The 17,301-nt window shown below is 69.9% G+C and carries 14 protein-coding genes; 4 read left to right on the plus strand and 10 right to left on the minus strand.

Annotated elements, in window-relative coordinates; all coding sequences use genetic code 11:
• Window positions 1-40: 40 nt before the first annotated feature.
• From ACWDAS_RS33515 to ACWDAS_RS33535, 5 genes are all read right to left on the minus strand, one after another.
• A complete protein-coding gene (locus ACWDAS_RS33515) occupies window positions 41-1,072 on the minus strand; it encodes a branched-chain amino acid ABC transporter permease (RefSeq protein WP_450398440.1) in 1,032 nt (343 codons plus the stop codon).
• On the minus strand, window positions 1,069-1,935 hold the full coding sequence (locus ACWDAS_RS33520) for a branched-chain amino acid ABC transporter permease (protein WP_450398442.1): 867 nt from the start codon (window positions 1,933-1,935) through the stop codon (window positions 1,069-1,071). Before ACWDAS_RS33520 ends, ACWDAS_RS33515 begins: the two co-directional genes overlap by 4 nt.
• Before the next feature lie 66 nt (window positions 1,936-2,001).
• Complete coding sequence (locus ACWDAS_RS33525; protein WP_450398444.1) at window positions 2,002-3,249, minus strand: ABC transporter substrate-binding protein; 1,248 nt, start codon at window positions 3,247-3,249, stop codon at window positions 2,002-2,004.
• 58 nt (window positions 3,250-3,307) lie between these two features.
• Window positions 3,308-4,000, minus strand: coding sequence for an ABC transporter ATP-binding protein (locus ACWDAS_RS33530; protein WP_450398445.1), 693 nt, complete (start codon window positions 3,998-4,000; stop codon window positions 3,308-3,310).
• Window positions 3,993-4,751, minus strand: a complete 759-nt coding sequence (locus ACWDAS_RS33535) for an ABC transporter ATP-binding protein (RefSeq protein WP_450398447.1) — start codon at window positions 4,749-4,751, stop codon at window positions 3,993-3,995. The genes ACWDAS_RS33530 and ACWDAS_RS33535 overlap by 8 nt, the downstream gene beginning before the upstream one ends.
• Before the next feature lie 241 nt (window positions 4,752-4,992).
• Here ACWDAS_RS33535 and ACWDAS_RS33540 point away from each other — a divergent pair, with 241 nt between their 5' ends.
• The 3 genes from ACWDAS_RS33540 (at window position 4,993) to ACWDAS_RS33550 (ending at window position 9,611) form a co-directional block, all read left to right on the plus strand.
• Complete coding sequence (locus ACWDAS_RS33540; protein WP_450398448.1) at window positions 4,993-6,600, plus strand: long-chain fatty acid--CoA ligase; 1,608 nt, start codon at window positions 4,993-4,995, stop codon at window positions 6,598-6,600.
• A gap of 34 nt (window positions 6,601-6,634) precedes the next feature.
• Window positions 6,635-7,996 (plus strand): tannase/feruloyl esterase family alpha/beta hydrolase, encoded by a 1,362-nt coding sequence (locus tag ACWDAS_RS33545; protein ID WP_450398450.1) that lies wholly within the window; start codon window positions 6,635-6,637, stop codon window positions 7,994-7,996.
• A gap of 175 nt (window positions 7,997-8,171) precedes the next feature.
• Window positions 8,172-9,611 carry an extracellular catalytic domain type 1 short-chain-length polyhydroxyalkanoate depolymerase gene (locus ACWDAS_RS33550; RefSeq protein ID WP_450398452.1) on the plus strand — a complete coding sequence of 480 codons (1,440 nt, stop codon included), beginning with the start codon at window positions 8,172-8,174 and terminating at the stop codon, window positions 9,609-9,611.
• 191 nt (window positions 9,612-9,802) lie between these two features.
• Here the strand turns inward: ACWDAS_RS33550 and ACWDAS_RS33555 are convergent, their stop codons facing one another.
• Both ACWDAS_RS33555 and ACWDAS_RS33560 read right to left on the minus strand, forming a co-directional pair.
• Window positions 9,803-10,729 (minus strand): LLM class F420-dependent oxidoreductase, encoded by a 927-nt coding sequence (locus ACWDAS_RS33555; protein WP_450398453.1) that lies wholly within the window; start codon window positions 10,727-10,729, stop codon window positions 9,803-9,805.
• A 905-nt stretch (window positions 10,730-11,634) separates the two neighbouring features.
• Window positions 11,635-12,333: an NADPH-dependent F420 reductase gene (locus ACWDAS_RS33560; protein WP_450398455.1), complete on the minus strand. Its 699-nt coding sequence runs from the start codon at window positions 12,331-12,333 to the stop codon at window positions 11,635-11,637.
• Between the two features lie 101 nt (window positions 12,334-12,434).
• On the opposite strand from ACWDAS_RS33560, the gene ACWDAS_RS33565 reads away from it, so the two are divergent.
• Window positions 12,435-13,034 (plus strand): TetR/AcrR family transcriptional regulator C-terminal ligand-binding domain-containing protein, encoded by a 600-nt coding sequence (locus ACWDAS_RS33565; protein WP_450398456.1) that lies wholly within the window; start codon window positions 12,435-12,437, stop codon window positions 13,032-13,034.
• Window positions 13,035-14,437: 1,403 nt separating this feature from the next.
• Here the strand turns inward: ACWDAS_RS33565 and ACWDAS_RS33570 are convergent.
• Genes ACWDAS_RS33570 through ACWDAS_RS33580 form a run of 3 tightly spaced genes read right to left on the minus strand, consistent with a single transcriptional unit; the run spans window position 14,438 to window position 17,261 of the window.
• Entirely contained in the window at window positions 14,438-15,604 is a 1,167-nt protein-coding gene (locus ACWDAS_RS33570; RefSeq protein WP_450398458.1) for an L-dopachrome tautomerase-related protein, read from the minus strand.
• Window positions 15,601-16,599, minus strand: a complete 999-nt coding sequence (locus ACWDAS_RS33575; RefSeq protein ID WP_450398460.1) for a sugar kinase — start codon at window positions 16,597-16,599, stop codon at window positions 15,601-15,603. The genes ACWDAS_RS33570 and ACWDAS_RS33575 overlap by 4 nt, the downstream gene beginning before the upstream one ends.
• 11 nt (window positions 16,600-16,610) lie before the next feature.
• Window positions 16,611-17,261, minus strand: coding sequence for an RraA family protein (locus tag ACWDAS_RS33580; RefSeq protein ID WP_450398462.1), 651 nt, complete (start codon window positions 17,259-17,261; stop codon window positions 16,611-16,613).
• Window positions 17,262-17,301 lie beyond the last annotated feature (40 nt).

Consider the following 17,301-nt stretch of genomic DNA (forward strand, 5'->3'; position numbering starts at 1 on the left):
CTCCCGCGATGTTCGCCCCCGTCGCTCCACCTGGACAGATCTACGACGGCACCGGTTGCGAGGAGTCGTCATGGTCGTGTTCCAGGTGTGGTTCGGGGTCGGGTCCCGTGGCTTCGGTACGGGAGCGCGACATGTGTGCGAGCGTGCCCCACACCCCGCGGCGGAAGAGCACGACGACGACGATGAAGACCCCGCCGGTGACCAGGCCGGTCTCCTCGAAACCGGCGGTGGACAACCAGTCCTCCAGACGGACGATGGCGGCGGCGCCGACCAGGCTGCCCCACAGGGTGCCGATGCCGCCGAGGACCGTCATCACGACGACCTTGCCGGAGGTGGTCCAGTAGACCTCCTGCAGCGAGGCGAAGCCGTGGTTCACGGCGTACAGCCCGCCCGCGAGGCCGGACAGGAACGCGGAGACGGTGAAGACGACCAGCTTGAAGCGGTCGGCAGGGTAGCCCAGGGCCCGTACGCGGGCAGGGTTGTCGCGCACCGCGGCGATCACCCGGCCGAACGGGGAGTGGACGATCCGCCAGGCCACGGCGAGACCGAGCAGCACCACCGGCAGGGCCGCGTAGTAGAAGACGAACGAGTCGGACAGGTCGAAGCCCGGCAGTTCACGGGGAATCCCCTGCAGGCCGTTCTCGCCGCCGGTCACCTGGCCCCACTGGTTGGCGATGAAGTACACCATCTGGGCGAAGGCCAGGGTGACCATGGCGAAGTAGATGCCGCTGCGACGGACAGCGAGATAGCCGATGGGCAGCGCGAGCAGCGCGGCGGCCGCGGCGCCGCCCAGGACGGCCCCATAGAACGGCAGTCCGCTGTGGATGGCGATCAGGCCGGTCACATACGCCGAGCTGCCCCAGAACGCTGCGTGCCCGAAGGACAGCAGCCCGGCGTGGCCGAGCAACAGATCGAACGCGACGGCGAACAGTCCCCAGCACAGGATGTCGGTGGCGACCGGCGGATAAAGGCCCCAGGGCAGGCCGAGGGCGAGGAGCAGCGCGCCGGCGAGCAGGGCCCGGCGGATCCATGCGGAGCGGCCGTGCAGCTTCTCCAGGAGGCCGAGGATCATGCGTGTTCCTCCTTGCCGAACAGGCCTGCGGGCCGGACCAGCAGAATGACGGCCATCAGCAGATAGACCGAGGTCTGGGACAGGACGGGGAGGTAGAGGTTGCCGAGCGCCTGCAGCATGCCGATGGCGAACCCGGCCAGCACGGAGCCGAAGACGGAGCCGAGGCCGCCGATGACCACGACCGCGAACACGGTGATGATGAGGTCGGCCCCCATCCCGGAGTTGACGGCCCGCATGGGGGCGGCGAGCACCCCGGCGAGCGCCGCCAGCCCGACGCCGAATCCGAAGACCGGAGTGACCCAGCGTCCGGTGTCGATGCCGAACGCGCGGGTGAGTTCGGGCCGTTCGGTGGCGGCGCGCACGATGGTGCCGATGCGGGTGCGGGTGAGCAGCAGCCACACCGCCAGGCAGGTGGCGGCGGAGACGGCGAGCACGAACACCTGGTAGCGGGGGAAGTCGAACAGACCGAGGTCGACGGTCCCGGTGAACGGCGCGTGCCCGTAGGGCTGAGACTGCGATCCGTACTTCATGCGCAGCAGGTCCTGGCAGACCAAGGCGATGCCGAAGGTCAGCAGGAAGTTGTACAGGGGATCCAGGGCCATCAGACGGTGGATGAGCAGCCGCTCCAGCAGCGTGCCCGCCACGGCGAGCGTCATCGGCACGAGGAGCAGCGCCCACCAGAAGCCGAGCCCGGCACTGTCTGCGAGGACGACCGCGCCGAAGGCGCCGAGCATGTAGAGGGCGCCATGGGCGAAGTTCACCACGCGCAGCATGCCGAAGATCACAGCGAGTCCGAGTGCGAGCAGGGCGTAGAAGCCACCGCTGACCAGGCCGTTGAAGAGCTGTTGCAGGAACGAGGTCATGGGTTCTCCCCCTCGGTCGGAGACGGCCCGCCCGGGGATGCGGGCGGACCGCCGGGTCCGGCGGTGTCAGCTCATCCGGCAGTCCGGTGAGGGCTTGTCGAAAGCCTGGTCCGCGGGGATCTTCTCCACGAGCTCGGTGAAGTCGCCGTCCTCCTCGGCGTCGGCCGGCGCCTTGACCTTGGCCAGGTAGGCGTCGTGGACGACCCGGTGGTCCTCCTTACGTATGGTGGCATTCCGGGCGAAGAAGTCGCTGAACTGCATGCCGTCCAGCACTTTGGACACGTCCTCGGCCTTGTCGGTACCGGCTTTCTGCACGGCTTCCAGATAGTGGATGGCTGCGGAGTAGTCGGCCGCCTGGTCGAATGTCGGCCACTTCCCCGTGCGCCCCTTGAACCGGTCGGCCCACGCACGGGCCTCGTCGTCGAGGTTCCAGAACCAGGCCGTGGTGAACATCGTCCCGGCGAGCTTGTCCGCGCCGACGGCCTTGATGTCGCTGTCGAAGAGCAGCCCGATGGCGAGCTTGATGCCCTTGTCCCTGAGCTTGAACTGCTCGTACTGCTTCACGACGTTGGCCAGGTCGCCGCCGGCCTGCAGGGCCCCGAGGACGTCCGGCTTCGGCTTCAGGCCCGGTGCCTTGAGCAGGAAAGTGGAGTAGTTGTCACTGGGGAAGGGGGTGGGGTCCTTGGCGACCACCTTTCCTCCGGCGCCCTCGATCGCGGTCTGGAACTTGGCCTGCATGTCCTGTCCGAAGGCGTAGTCCGGGTAGATCGTGTACCAGTTCTTGCCGCCCTGTTCGGTCACCTTGGCACCGGTGCCGTGCGCCAGCATGTAGGCGTCGTAGGCCCATTCGTACGTGTACGGGTTGCAGGTCTTGCCCGCGAGTTCGGTGGTGGCGGCGCCGGTGTTGAAGTAGAGCTTCTTGGACTGACCGGCGACGGTCTGCACCGCGAGTGCCGCCGAGGACGTGGGCACGTCGAACAGCGCGTCGACCTTCTTCCGGTCGTACATCTCCCGGGCCTGGGTGTTGGCGACCTCCGGCTTGTTCTGGTGGTCCGCCTTGATCACCTCGATGTTCTTGGTGACCGCCTTGTCGCCGTACTTCTTCTTGAAGTCCTCGACGGCCATCTGCACGGCTTCCACCGAGTTCGGTCCCGCGATGTCCGCGTAGACGCCGGACAGATCGGTGAGCACCCCGAGCGCGAGCTTGCCATCGCTGACCCTCCCGCCACCCGAGCTCGGTCCGCCGCCCCCGCAGCCCGCGAGCAGCGCCCCCACCGCGGCCGTGGCCACACCCATCGACAACCTGAGCTTCATGTGCGGTGCCTCCTGATCAATACGTTCCGAATGGGCGGAGAGGGGGTGACGCCGTGCGTCACAGCCCGAGGTAGGAAAGGAGTTCGCCCTCGCGCTGCCGTACGTCGTCGTTGTCGAGCGACTGGACGATGCGGCCCTGCGCGAGGAGGTAATGGCGGTCGGTGACGGTCGCGGCGAACCGCAGGTTCTGCTCCACGAGCAGCACCGACACCCCGTGCTCCTTGGCTCCGCGCAGGATCTCGCCGATCTGCTGGACGATGACCGGAGCGAGACCCTCGGTCGGCTCGTCGCACAGCAGCACACGGGCGCCGGCACACAGCACGCGGGCGAGCGCGAGCATCTGCTGTTCGCCGCCGGAGAGCTTGCCGCCGGGGAAACGTCGGCGCGCGGCCAGAACCGGGAAGGCGTCGTAGACACGGGCCAGCGGCCACACGGAGTCCGCGGCGGCCGGCGGCAGGGTCAGGTTCTCCTCGACGGACAGGCCTGCATAGATGCCGCGGTCGTCGGGGACGAACCCGAGCCCGAGCCGGGCCCTGCGGTGCGGCGGCGCTGTCGTGATGTCCCGGCCTGCCAGCTCGACCCGGCCGGTCATCGCGCGATGCAGCCCCATGGCGCAGCGCAGCAAGGTGGTCTTGCCCGCGCCGTTGCGGCCGAGGAGGGTGACGACCTCGCCCTCGCCCACGTGCAACGACACCTCGTCCAGCGCCCTGGCCTCGCCGAAGCAGGCGCTGACGCCCTTGATCTCAAGCAACGTCGGCCCCCAGATACGCCTCGATGACCAGTGGATCGGCCTTCACTTCGCCGTACGAGCCCTCCACGAGCACTTCGCCGCGCTGCAACACGGTCACGCGGTCCGCGAGGGAGCCGACGACGCTCATGTTGTGCTCGACCATCACCACGGTGCGTCCCTCGCGGGTCCGGTCGACGAGGGCCACAGTGCGGTCGACGTCCTCCAGTCCCATTCCGGCCGTCGGCTCGTCGAGCAGCAGCAGCTTGGGGTCGAGGGCGAGAGCGAGAGCCAGTTCCAGGGCGCGCTTCTGCCCGTACGGAAGGTTGCCGGCGGGCTTGCCGGCGAGGGGCGCGAGCCCCACCTCGTCGAGGAGTTCGAAGGCGCGGCCGGAGAAGCGGCGCATCAGCTTGTCCGAACGCCAGAACCGGTGGCCCAGGCTGGTGCGGGACTGGAGCGCGAGCTCCACGTGCTCGCGGGCCGTCATCTGCGGGAAGAGGCTGGTGACCTGGAAGGACCGGGCAATGCCCAGCCCCGCGATGCGCTCGGCCGGCCGTCCCGTGATGTCGTGCCCGGCGAAGGTGATGCGCCCACCGGACGGCTTGATGAATCCGGTGAGCAGGTTGAACAGTGTGGTCTTTCCGGCCCCGTTGGGGCCCACGAGCGCGTGAACCGTGCCCTCTTCGACGCTCAGGTCGACCGCGTTCACGGCGTGGAATCCCTGGAACTGCTTGGACAGGCCTTGCGTGACCAGGATGGCGCGCGACTGTTTCATGACGCCTCGGATGCACGGGGGATGAACCGGCGGATGCCGATGTGGAGCAGACGGTAGGTTCGGCGACGAGCGGCTGCTACGGAGCCGAACTCCACAAGGGAGCCCCGCACGAGTGTGGGCCACCTCCACACCCGCGTCGCGGGCACCCGTGGGGCGGTGGGTACCGGCTCCAGTCCGGCGGGGGGCGTATTGGAGAACGCCTCCGTGGTTCGGATCCCGCACCGCGGCGACGATGTGCGCCATGGCGATGATGGAGACCCCGCTCAATACCTGGCTGCTCTTCGGCCACGCCCCGCGATACTTTCCCGACACCGAGGTGGTCACCCGGTTCCCCGACGGGTACGTGCACCGCTACACGTACGCCGAATTCGCCCGGCGCGCCCAGCAGTTGATGCACGCCCTGGACGCACTCGGCCTCGGGCCCGGGGAGCGGGTGGCCACCCTCGCCTGGAACGGCCACCGGCATCTGGAGGCGTACTGGGCGGTGCCCTGCACCGGGCGCGTCCTGCACACCCTGAACCTGCGGCTGTCACCCGATGACTTGGCGTACGTCATCGGACACGCCGGCGACCGCGCGATCCTGGCCGATCCCGACCTGCTGCCGCTGCTGGAGAAGGTGCGCGCGCGCGGCGGCCTGGCCGGTGTACGGCATGTCATCGTGCTCGGTGACGAGGTACCGGACACGTCCCTTCCCGGCGTGGTGGCGTACGAGGACCTGATCGCCGGCCAGCCGGACGCGTACGCCCCCCGGGACATCGACGAGCGGTCACCGCTCGGCCTGTGCTACACCTCCGGCACCACCGGCCGCCCCAAGGGCGTGGTCTACACCCACCGGTCGACCGTGCTGCACGCCATCGCCGCGTCCTCGCAGGCGGCGATGGCCATCGGCCCCGGTGACTGCGTACTGCCGGTCGTGCCCATGTTCCACGCCAACGCCTGGGGTGTGCCGTACACCGCCACTCCGTACGGCGCCAAGCAGGTCTTCCTCAGCGGCTCCCTGGATCCGGCGGCCCTGGTCGAACTGATGGCCGCCGAGCGGGTCACCGTCGCCGCGGGCGTCCCCACCATCTGGATGGCGGTCGCCGACGAGATCACCGCGCGCGGCGGGCTGCCCGGCCTGCGGCATCTGCTGTGCGGCGGCGCCCGTCCGCCGCGTGCGCTCATCGAACGCTACCGCCGCGACTTCGGCATCCCCGTGGTGCAGGTGTGGGGCATGACCGAGACCTCGCCGCTGGCCAGTCTGGCCTGGCCGAAGGAGCGGATGCGCGACTGGGACGAGGAGCGGATCACCGATGCCGTACGGACCCGCGCCGGGCTGCCGCTGCCCGGAGTGCAGATGGAGATCCGCGACGCGGCGGGCGACCCCGTGGCCTGGGACGGCACGTCGATGGGCGACCTGCTGGTACGCGGGCCCTGGATCGCCGACTCCTACCTCGGCGGTGAGGGCGGCGCCCAGTTCACCGACGACGGCTGGTTCCGCACCGGGGACATCGCCGTGGGTTCCCCGGACGGCTACGTCGTCATCGCCGACCGGGCGAAGGACCTCATCAAGTCGGGCGGCGAGTGGATCTCCTCGGTGGACATGGAGTCGGCCGTCATGGCCCTGCCCGAGGTCGCCGAGGCCGCGGTCATCGCCGTTCCCGACGACAGGTGGCAGGAACGTCCGCTGATCTGCCTCGCCCCGCGTCCCGGATGCACGGTCACGCTCGAGCGGGTGCGTGCGCACCTCGAGGCGGCCGGATTCGCGCGCTGGCAGCTCCCGGACCGTATCGAGGTCGTGGAGGCCATCCCGCGCACCGGAGTCGGCAAGTTCGACAAGAAGGCGTTGCGTGCTCGCTTCGACTCCTGACCCCCTTCCCCGTTCCCGACCCGGAGGCCGAACCATGCGCCTGAGACGCACCCTTGTCCTGCTGTCCGCCATGCTCCTGTCGACGGCGGCACTGTCCGCGAACGCCACTGCGGAGACGGAGCACCACTGCGAAGGACTGGACCGGATCCACGTGCCCGGCGCCGGACTCCAGCAGGTCTCCTGCCACGGCGACATGACCACCAGCGCCCTGGCCGGAACCCCGTACACCGACTCCACGGACTGGGCCTCGCTCACCGCCGCGGGCACCGAGAACCCCACCGGTGTGCCCGGCACCCAGATCGACGGCTACTTCCCCGACTCGTCACATCTCAACACCACGCACGGCTGGAACCACGACGCCCAGTTCGTGATCCGCCTGCCCGACCACTGGAACGGCGGTCTCGTCGTCACCGGCGCCCCCGGCGTGCGCAAGCAGTACTCCCTGGACACGCTCATATCCGACTGGGTCCTGGCCCAGGGCTACGCCTTCGCCTCCACCGACAAGGGCAACAACGGCCCGGACTTCTACACCGACGGCACCCGGCCCGGTGGCGCGATCGCCGAATGGAACCGGCGCACCACCGAACTGACCCGCGCCGCCAAGCGCGTCGTCAGGCAGGCATACGGGCGTGCCCCGGGCCGTACCTACATCACCGGCATCTCCAACGGCGGCTATCTGACCCGGTGGCAGCTCGAGAACCACCCGGAGCTCTACGACGGCGGAGTCGACTGGGAAGGCGCGCTCTGGACCGGGAAGGGGCCGAACCTCTTCACCTACCTGCCGACCGCGGTCGCATACCAGGCGGGCCGGGCCGGCCACGACGACATGATCGCCGCCGGGTTCACCCCCGGCACCGAATTCCTGTGGCCGTACCACGAGGCCGTCTACTGGGGCCTGACCCAGAAGGTGTACCGCGCCGAGTTCGACCCGTCGTACGATCCCGGCTGCCCCGGAGCGTCGGCAGGTTCGACGACCGCGCAGATTCTGGCTCCCTGCGCCTCGGACACCTCGTACGACTACGCGGGCAGACCCCGGTCCGTGCACCAGGCGGTCGACGGGGTGTCACTGACCGGCCGGATCGGGAGGCCCATGATCACCCTGCACGGGTCGCTCGACGCGCTGCTGCCGATCGCCACCGACTCCGACGTGTACGCGCGCATGATCGCCGACCGGCACCGCTCCCGGCTGCACCGCTACTACACCATCGAGGGCGGCACCCATGTGGACGGCCTCTACAACGCCTACCCGGACCGGCTGCGCCCCATCCTGCCCTGCTATCGCCGCGCGTTCGAAGCGCTCACCGACTGGGTCGAGCACCGCGCCGCCCCTCCGGCGAGCGGGACGGTCCCCAGGCCCGCGTCGGGCGACCTGATCAACTCCTGCGCACTGCGGTGACGCCCCGCGGCACGTGACCTGGAGACGGCCGATACCCCGGGCAAGCGAGGACTGTGGGCCGCTCACGCTGGCAAGCGACCGCCGCGGTTCTACGGTGCAGCGGACCGCGCCGCTCCGAAGGGACGCCCGGAGCGGCGCGGCCTCGTCCTTCCACCCCTCAACACCGGAGGATCGCATGTCGGTTCGTGACCGTGCCGGCAAGACCTGCTGGGCCGCACTGCTCACCTTGCTGCTCGCCCTGTTCACCGTCCCGCACAGCGCCTCGGCGGCCTCGCTCACCCAGGTGAGCGGCTTCGGCTCCAACCCCGGCAACCTGTCGATGTACGCGTACGTCCCCGACAATCTGCCCTCCGGGGCGCCCTTGGTGGTCGCCCTGCACGGCTGCACTCAGAGCGCAAGCGACTACTACAGCCACTCCGGCTGGCCCAAGTACGCCGACGCCTACGGCTTCGCGCTGGTCTTCCCGCAGACGACCAGCGCCAACAACGCCAATGCCTGCTTCAACTGGTTCCAACCACAGGACTACACGCGCGGTCAGGGCGAGGCGCTGTCCATCAAACAGATGGTGGATTTCGCCAGGGTGCAGTACGGCAGCGACCCGAGCCGCGTGTACATCACCGGGCTGTCCGCCGGCGGCGCCATGACCGCCGCAATGCTCGCCGGCTACCCCGACGTCTTCGCCGGCGGATCCATCGACTCCGGCATCCCCGCAGGCTGCGCCACGGACCTGAGCAGCGGCCTGACCTGTCAGAACAACCCGGCCGGCAAGACCCCGCAGCAGTGGGGCGACCTGGTACGCGCCGCCTCCGGCGGCTGGACCGGACCCTGGCCGCGCGTCGCCGTCTGGCAGGGCACCGCCGACACCACCGTCAACCCGGCCAACGCGACCGAGTCCCGCGACCAGTGGACCAACGTCTGGGGCATCAGCCAGACCCCGTCCTCGACCACGCCCCTCGCCGGCGGCACCACCCAGGCCGTCTACAACGACGCCAACGGCAAGCCGGCCGTCGAGACCTACACCGTCTCCGGCATGGCCCACGGCCTCGCCGTCAGCCCCGGATCCGCCGGGGACCAGTGCGGCATCACCGGCACCTACTACCTCAACTACATCTGCTCCAGCTACTACACCGCGAAGTTCTGGGGCCTGGACGGTTCCGGCGGCACGGGCAGTCTGCCCTCCCCCAGCGGCCTGACGGTCACGGGCACCACCGACAACAGCGTGTCACTGTCCTGGGGCGCCGTCAGCGGCGCAGCCTCGTACTACGTCTACCGGGGCGGGACGAAGGTCGGCTCGACGGCCTCCACCTCGTACACCGACACCGGCCTCGCCTCCGGCACCGGGTACCGCTACACCGTCGCCGCCGTCGACGCCTCCGGCCGCGTGGGCGCGTCCTCCGCGGCCGTGACGGCGACCACCACCGGCTACCAGCCGCGTTGCTTCACCGACAGCAACTACAACCAGGTCGCCGCGGGGCGGGCCCACCAGAGTCTCGGATACGTCTATGCCAACGGTTCCAACCAGTACATGGGCCTGTACAACCTTTACGTGACGCACACACTGGAGGAGACCTCCGCCGGCTACTACGTGATCGCCGACTCCGGCTGCCCCGCCTGATCAAGCCGGGGCCCCTGCTCACCCCGGTCTGCCGGGCGGTGAGCGGGGGCCCGGCGTCCCCTACGGTGAGGGCGGTGGACACGGAGATCCGCTCGGTGATCCGCTGCCGGGAGTGGAACAGATCTCCACCCCGGCCGCCCGCCGTGGGCGTCCCCGGTCCGCACCAGCGGGGGTCGGTCAGTTCTGCGTGCTCAGAGGGCGTCCAGGCGCGGGACGACGTGCTCGCCGAGGTATTGGACGACCGGTCGTGGGTCGGGGCCGAACGGCATGAGGTGGACCTCTTCGAAGCCGAGGGCCGCGTAACCCTGCATGTCTTTGAGGAATGCGTCGGTGGAGGCCGCATCGTTCGGTGGTGCGCCGAGGTGCATCAGGGTCTTGGTGATGGTGTCGACGTCGCGGCCCTCGCGCTCGCAGTGCACGCGAAGGATCTCGGACTTGCGCGTCACCGTCTCCAGGTCGCCCATGATGTTCCAGGCGTCGGCGTACTTGGCGACCAGCCGCAGGGTCTTCTTCTCGCCTCCGCCGCCGATGAGCACCGGCGGATGCGGACGGGTCAGCGGCTGCGGGGAGTTGAGGGTCTCGGCGAGTCGGTAGTGCCTGCCGGTGTACGGGCCGTTGTTCTCGCTCCACATCTGGCGGACGATCTGTAGGACTTCCTCCAGGCGCTCGAAGCGTTCGGCGAGCGGCGGGAACGGCACGCCGAGGGCCTGGTGTTCGCGTTCGTACCAGGCTGCGCCGATACCGAGCGTGGCCCGGCCGCCGGACAGCACGTCCAGAGTGGAAACGATTTTGGCGAGCAGGCCCGGGTGCCGGTAGGTGGCACCGGTGACCAGCAGATGCAGCCGGATCGCCCGGGTGTGGGCGGCGAGGAAGCCGAGGGTGGCGTAGCCCTCCAGCATGGGGGCGTCGACGTCCCCCAGGCCCATGCCGCCGATCTGCAGGTAGTGATCCATCAGCGACAGCGAGGCGATGCCCGCCTCTTCGGCGAGTTGCGCCGTCTCGGTGAGCACGGGCGCGATGGCCGGCGTACCGCCGGGGACGTCGAAGGAGACGAGGTGGATGCCGGTCTTCATGGTGTACGCCCTTCTCAGGAGGAGCGGGGAACGGGTCGGGGACATGGAGGCGACGATCTTGCCCCGCGCATGGCCGCCGGCCGGATCGGCGAGCGCGTCCGGGACGTCGGCCTGCGCTGGCCCCGGCGAGCATGGGGTCGACTCGGCCGACGGCGACGAGGGCCATCAGGTCGGTGAGCATGTGTGCCAGATCGATACGGGCTCGCTCGTCACCGTGCGCGTAGGCGGCACCGAGGGCGATCCCGTACACCGACGGGTGGTGCTGAGCAGTGGCACGGTGTCCAGGTCGGGACGGCCTGCGACGCCTGCGGTCCTACTGCCGTGGGTGAGCGGAACCGTACTCTCCGTGGCCGACGCGGATCCGACGGTGTCCACCGCGGCATCCATGCCGCGCCCGTCGGTCTCCTCCCGGACCCGAGCGGTGAGGTCTTCGCCGCGGTAGCCGATGGCTTCGTGCGCATTGAGCCCGGACCCATTCGGTGATCCGTGCGAACGTGGACGTGATCACGCGGGTGCCGTCCGGGGAGCGATCCGGACGGCGAATCCGCCCACGCCGCCGGCGATCGGCACAATGTCGCCCGCCTCGACAACCGGGCGGCGGACGACTTGTGCGCGGTCGCCCGGCGCACGGCAGCGCGGTGGCCGACACGGCGCCGTGCAGAGCCAGTGCCGGCGCGGCAGCGCGCGGCCTCGGCCGGCGGGTACTCCGCGAAACCTCCCCGGCGGCGCAGTCAACCTGGTAGGCCGCATACCGGCCGACATGGGTGCCGGTGACGCCCTCACCCAGCGCGTCGACGATGCACACCGCGTCCAGATCCAGCACGCTCGGCCAGGCCCAGTCCGCATGGCCGGCGACGGCGATCTGGCGTCGACCGGATTCAGCCCGCACGCCTCCACGCGGACACGGACCTGTCCAGCCCCGGTCGAAGCCCCGACCGCCCGGGCCGGGGTCAGGCGCCGGTGCGGGCGCCGGCGATGTGGAAGTTGAAGTCGGCGTGGCCCAGCGCGCCCCACAGCCGCAGCCAGATCGGCAGGAGCATCTCGGTGCCGCGGGCGGTGGTGATGTCACCGAGGTCGATGACGCTCGCCTCGGGCCAGCCGAAGGAGACCAGCAGTTCGGTGACGGCCTTCTTGGCGTCGGCGTCGTCGCCGGAGACGAAGACGTTGTGCTCGCCCGCGACACGGGACGGGTCGACCATGACCTGGCAGTTCATGGTGTTCAGCGTCTTGACGACCCTCACCTCGGGGAAGGCCCGCTGGACCTGCTCGCCGAGGCTGTCGGTGTTCACCGGGTTCAAGGACGGCGGCATGCCCTGGGAGAAGTCCAGCGGGTTGGCGATGTCGATGAGCACCTTGCCCGCCAGGTTCGCGGCACCCGCGGCTTCGAGCGCCTGCAGGGTCGCGACACCGGAGGTGGTGTTGACCACCGCCTCTCCCCAGGCGGCCGCGGCGGCGAAGGTCTCCAGGCGCACCTGCGAATTGGCCGCGTGCCACTGCGCGAACGGCGGGTTGCCGTAGGCGTCCGGCTCGACGCGGGCGAGCGTGGCCTTGGGGTCGCGCGTGCCGACGACGACCTCGTGGCCGAGCGAGGCAAGCCTGGCAGCCATCGTCCGCCCGACGACGCCGGTGCCGAGAACCGTGTAACGCATGGGTTGGATCCCTTCCGAAGGATGGACGTCGCGACGGAGTCCGCCTGACTCCACGAATCTAAACCGAGTGGTTCGGTATTGCAAATAGGTATCCTCGTCGCATGAAGAAGACGGAGACGGAAGGCTGCCGCGGCCCTGCGGGACGGCCCCGCTGCCCGGGCAAGGAGGCCGCGATCCTCGCCGCGGCCCTGACCCTGCTCGCCGAACAGGGCTTCACCCGCATGACCCTGGACGCAGTCGCGCGGGCAGCCGGGGTCAGCAAGGCGACCATCCACCTGCGCTTCAAAACAAAGGCCGAGCTGGCCGCGGCCGCGCTGAAGACCCTGCACCCCTGCTCCGCACCGCCGGAGACCGGCGATGTGCACGCCGACATCGTCGCCCAGCTCGCCGACTTCGCCGCCGCCCTCATCCGCACCGGCGGCATGGCCCTGATCGGCACCTGCCTGGCCGAGGAAGCCCACACTCCCGAGCTGCTGGCACTTTTCCGCAAGCATGCGGTGCAACCACGCCGCGCGGCCCTGCGGCGGCTGCTCGACCGGGCCCGCATGCAGGGCGAGCTCGCCTGCGACGCCGATCCGGACACACTGGCCTCCGCTCTGCTCGGCGTCTTCTACGCCGACCACCTCGCCGGACGCACCACCGGCAGAGACTGGGCGGAGCGCACCGTGGCTCCCGTACTCACCCCGACACCACCGGCATAACCACCTGCCGTGCGCACGTCGAGCGTTCACGCAGTCCCAAGTCGCCACCTGGACCGATCCCGACCACCCCGAGGCCGTCGCCACGGCCCGTTCCCGCGCGGTGCGCCAGCTCGCGGAATGGCACGTGACCGGCGATCCCCCTCGCCGCCGAAATCATCGTCGGTGAACGGTCGCCAACGCCATCCGTCACGGCGCACCGCCCGTGCAACTGCGCCTGATCAAGGATGGGACTCTCACCTGCGAAGTCTCGGACACCAGCCTTGCCGCCCCCACCTCCGCCATGTCCGCACCGTCGACGAAGGAGGCCGCGGCCTGTTCATCGTTGCCCAACTCGCCCGGCACTGGGGAACCCGATACACCAGCAAGGCAAGACCATCTGGACCGAGCAGTCCCGATCTTGACGCGAGGACCGGTACCGTCGAACGATCTCCGGCACGTACGCACGGGACAAGACCGACGGATCTGCTCATTGTGACGGTCTGCTGCCGGTCAGCACTCCCAGGGCGTTTCAGCTCATAGGGCGTGGCACTGTGGTCTCCCCGGTCGGTGCCCACGCAGGCGCGCTTCCGCAGCACCGAGGAGTACAAGTAGTTCCGCTCGGTGGTGTCGGCGCCCGACCGGAAGGCTCGCCGGTACTTGCGACCGTCGCCGGGGGCATCGCCAAGCGGGTGGAGCACGACACCCGCAATCCCGTACAAGCCTGCGAGCCTTCCGCGCGGGTAAATCACGTCGGCACCTTCCTGGTAGTCGATGTTGCATGCCCAGAACGACACCCACAGACGGAGGGCTCTAGGCACGACCAGGTGGGCTGCGATGAACGCGTCGCCTCCGACCGTCCCGTCGTGAGTGAAGGCCGCCTCGGTGGTGGCCATGTAGGGCATCGGGAGCATCCGACCTTGGCTGTTCGCGTGGGCCGCTCACGCCTCGTTGGAGGCCATGGCCACTTCGGGAGCGAGTTCGTCGCCGACGCCGCCGTGTGACCAGACTGTCTCCGAGCTGACGACTCCCGTCGCGGCCACAGTCCCCCCGTGGGTCGTCTGACAGATTCCCACGCGTCCGAGAGGGACGACTCTGGCCTAAGAAGGGCGCCGAAGTCACTACGCTGAAGGTCCACGAGAGCTGGACGTCGGCCAGCGGTACCGACCGCACACGTGGTTCGGCCGTCTCTGCCGCGCCGTTCGAAGTCTGTCGGCTGCGCCCCTCCTGGCACGGCGCCGGAAGGTCTGCAGCGGTTTTCGTAACCACCGCGACGACCCACGGCGGCCAGGAGTCGACCCTGCTGGCCCTGTACAACTCGACCACTGCTTCGGCGTGCTCAGTGTCCGAGTCCGCATGATGCACACGCTGCGCCTGACGCCGGTCGGATGGGACCGGCATCGCGACGGTCGTACATTCACTACCGGTCACCGGAGCCGAACTGGCCCCCCGTCGATCGGCACGCGGACCAGGAGGTAGGGCTTGCGCCGCAGGTCCCGGCCCTCGTGGTAGCCGGCCTGCCGGTTGAGCTGGTTGGCGATGGCGTACACGTGCCCGTCGGATGCCACGGACAGGGTGTCCACCCAGACCAGGTCGGAGCCCTGGGCGAGGGTGTCGTAGGTGCCGTCCTGGTTCCTGCGCCAGATGGTGTTGTGCTCCAGGTCGCCGCCGTAGATCCGTCCCCGGTCGTCGCTCTCCAGGCCGTCTGCCATGGGCTTGTACCCGTGGTCCACCACCGTCGCGGCCACCTCGGCGTCGGAGGCGTCCGGGTCGGCGAGGGTGTCGACGGAGACGCTGTGCAGGCGGCGGCCGGACAGCGGGCAGTAGTAGAGCCGCTCGCCGTCCGCGCTGATGGCGATGCCGTCGGAGCCCACCTCGAAATACGTGGACTCGGCGTCCGCGGGGCGGTTCATGAAGGGCTCGCCGTCGATGGTCGGCAGGAAGTTGTCGTCCGGGAGCGTGGAGGAGTGCCTCGCCAGCCGTCGCCACGAGGCGCCCGTGGCCAGGTCGACGACGATGATGCCGTTCGAGCCGGCGGAGTCCGTGATGAATGCCATGCCCTCGGCCCCGCGCCGCAGGTCGAAGCGCACGTCGTTGGGGTAGCTGTTCGACGGCACCACGTCGGACGGGAAGAGGATCTTCCGTACGATCCGGTCGGTGCGCAGGTCGACGGCCACGAGCTTGGGACCACCGTAGGAGGAGCCGGCGAACAGCGGGCTTCCGGTGTCGAGGATCCACAGCCGGTCAGCCGGGTCGACGACGACGCTCTGCACCGACTGGAAGTGTCCGGCCAGGTCGGAGGCGTCCTCGCGGTTCACCTCGGTGTCGGGGTAGGCCACCGGCCTGCCGTCCCGGACTTCGGCGACGGTGAACGGGACGTCGTCGCCCCAGCGGGGGAAGTTGACGAAGACTCGGCCGCGGCGCGACACCGTAACGCCCGTCGGCATCGCGTCCCAGAAGCGCGCCACGGTCTTGTAACCCCTCGCCCGCCCCGCCGCCGCGGGTCCGGCGGCGTACGCGCTCCCGGCGAGCTGTGTGACGGCCAGGGCCGCGGTCGCCGCGGTCGCTCCGGTGACGAATGTGCGTCGCTTCATGCGAGCGGCTCCTTTTGGGGGGTTCCGCCGGGGGCGAAGGCTCCTGCGGGAGAGGCCAGTTGGCTCAGTACGTCGACACGGTGCGGGATCGGCCGTACGGCGCCGTGCCCCGTGGTGGTCAGGGCCGCGGCCACCGCCGCGTAGCGGGCGGCCTCCACCGCCGAGGCGCCCTCCACCAGGCGCGCGGCGAACGCCCCGTCGAAGGTGTCGCCTGCGCCCGAAGCGTCGACGGGGGTGACGCGGTGCGCCGGGATGCGGGTCACGTCGCCGCCGTCGGCGACGAGCGCCCCGTCCGCACCCATCTTCAGCACGATCACCTTCGGGCCGCGGGCGCGCAGAGCCCCGAGCACCGCCTCGGGGCTCTCCTTGCCGGTGAGCATCCGGCCCTCCTCGATGTTGGGGAGGGCGATGTCGCACAGCTCCAGGCTACGCAGGATGAGGGCGCGGGCCCGATCCTGCGGCCACAGCGCGGGCCGGTGGTTGGGGTCGTACGTGACCAGGGTGCCGGCCTCGCGGGCGACGGCCATGGCGTGGAAGGCCGCGTCGCAGGACGTGGTGCTGATCGCCTGGGTGATGCCGGTGACGTGCAGCAGCTTCGCCGCGGCGATCGCTTGCTCGGGGACGTCGGCCTGGGTCAGCCGGCTCGCCGGGGAGTCGGCACGGTAGTACGTGAAGCCGTGCCCGGCGGGGCCGCGGGCGATGAAGTAGATGCCCGTACGGCCGCCCGGCTCGCGCGTCACATGGGCGGTGCCGACGCCCTCGCGCTCCCACAGCCGCGTGAGTACGGTACCGAAGGCGTCGTCGCCGACGCGCGAGACGTACCCCGTACGGCCGCCGGAACGGGCCGCGGCGATGGCGAAGTTGGAGGTGTCGCCGCCGTAGCCGACCGAGAAGGACTCGGCAGCCTCCAGGGCACCGTCGGCATCGGCGTTGAACTCCAGCATGGCCTCGCCAAGGGCGAGGATGTCGTCGGGTGTGTTCGGTGCGGTGGTCATGGCGTGCGTTCTCAGATCCTGTTGTACTTGGCCAGGCCCTCGCGGAGCGAACCGGCTGCCAGGATGAGCTTGGTCTGCTCCTTTTCCCTCTCCTCGATCTCGGTCGCGAGGCGAAGGACCTCGTCCACGTGCTTGGCCGGGACGCGGACGGCGCCGTCGCTGTCGGCGACGATCAGGTCGCCGGGCTCCACGGTCAGGCCGCCGAGGACGACGGGCTCGTTGAGGGAGACGGTCTTGATGCGGCCGAGGGTGGTGGCAGGCACCGCGCTGCGGGCCTGGATCGGGAAGCCGAAGTCCCGCTTGATCTCATCGACGTCACGCACGCCCGCGTCGAGGATCGCGCCGGCGTGCTGGTTGGCGACGGCGCCTGCGGTCATCAGGCCACCCCAGACGGCGACATCGGCGCCGTCGGCCGCGATGCAGATGACGCTGCCCGGCGCGGACTCGTCGATGGCCTGCAGGGCGTGGACAGGGGCCTCGGCGTCCTCGGCGGGCACCTCGCGGACAGTGACCGCCGGGCCCACGATCTTGCCGGGGATGACCGGCTTGATCGCGCCGTCGAGGTAGCCACGCACACCGACCTTCTCCACTGCGTCGGCGATGGAGGCGGTGGTGATGTCGCGGAAGGCTTCGATGACGTCCTGCGGGTAGGTGGCGGGCATGGCGTGCTCCTGGTGTGTGAGGGCAAACGAAATATGATGG

It is taken from the genome of Streptomyces sp. NPDC001070, from assembly GCF_053598835.1.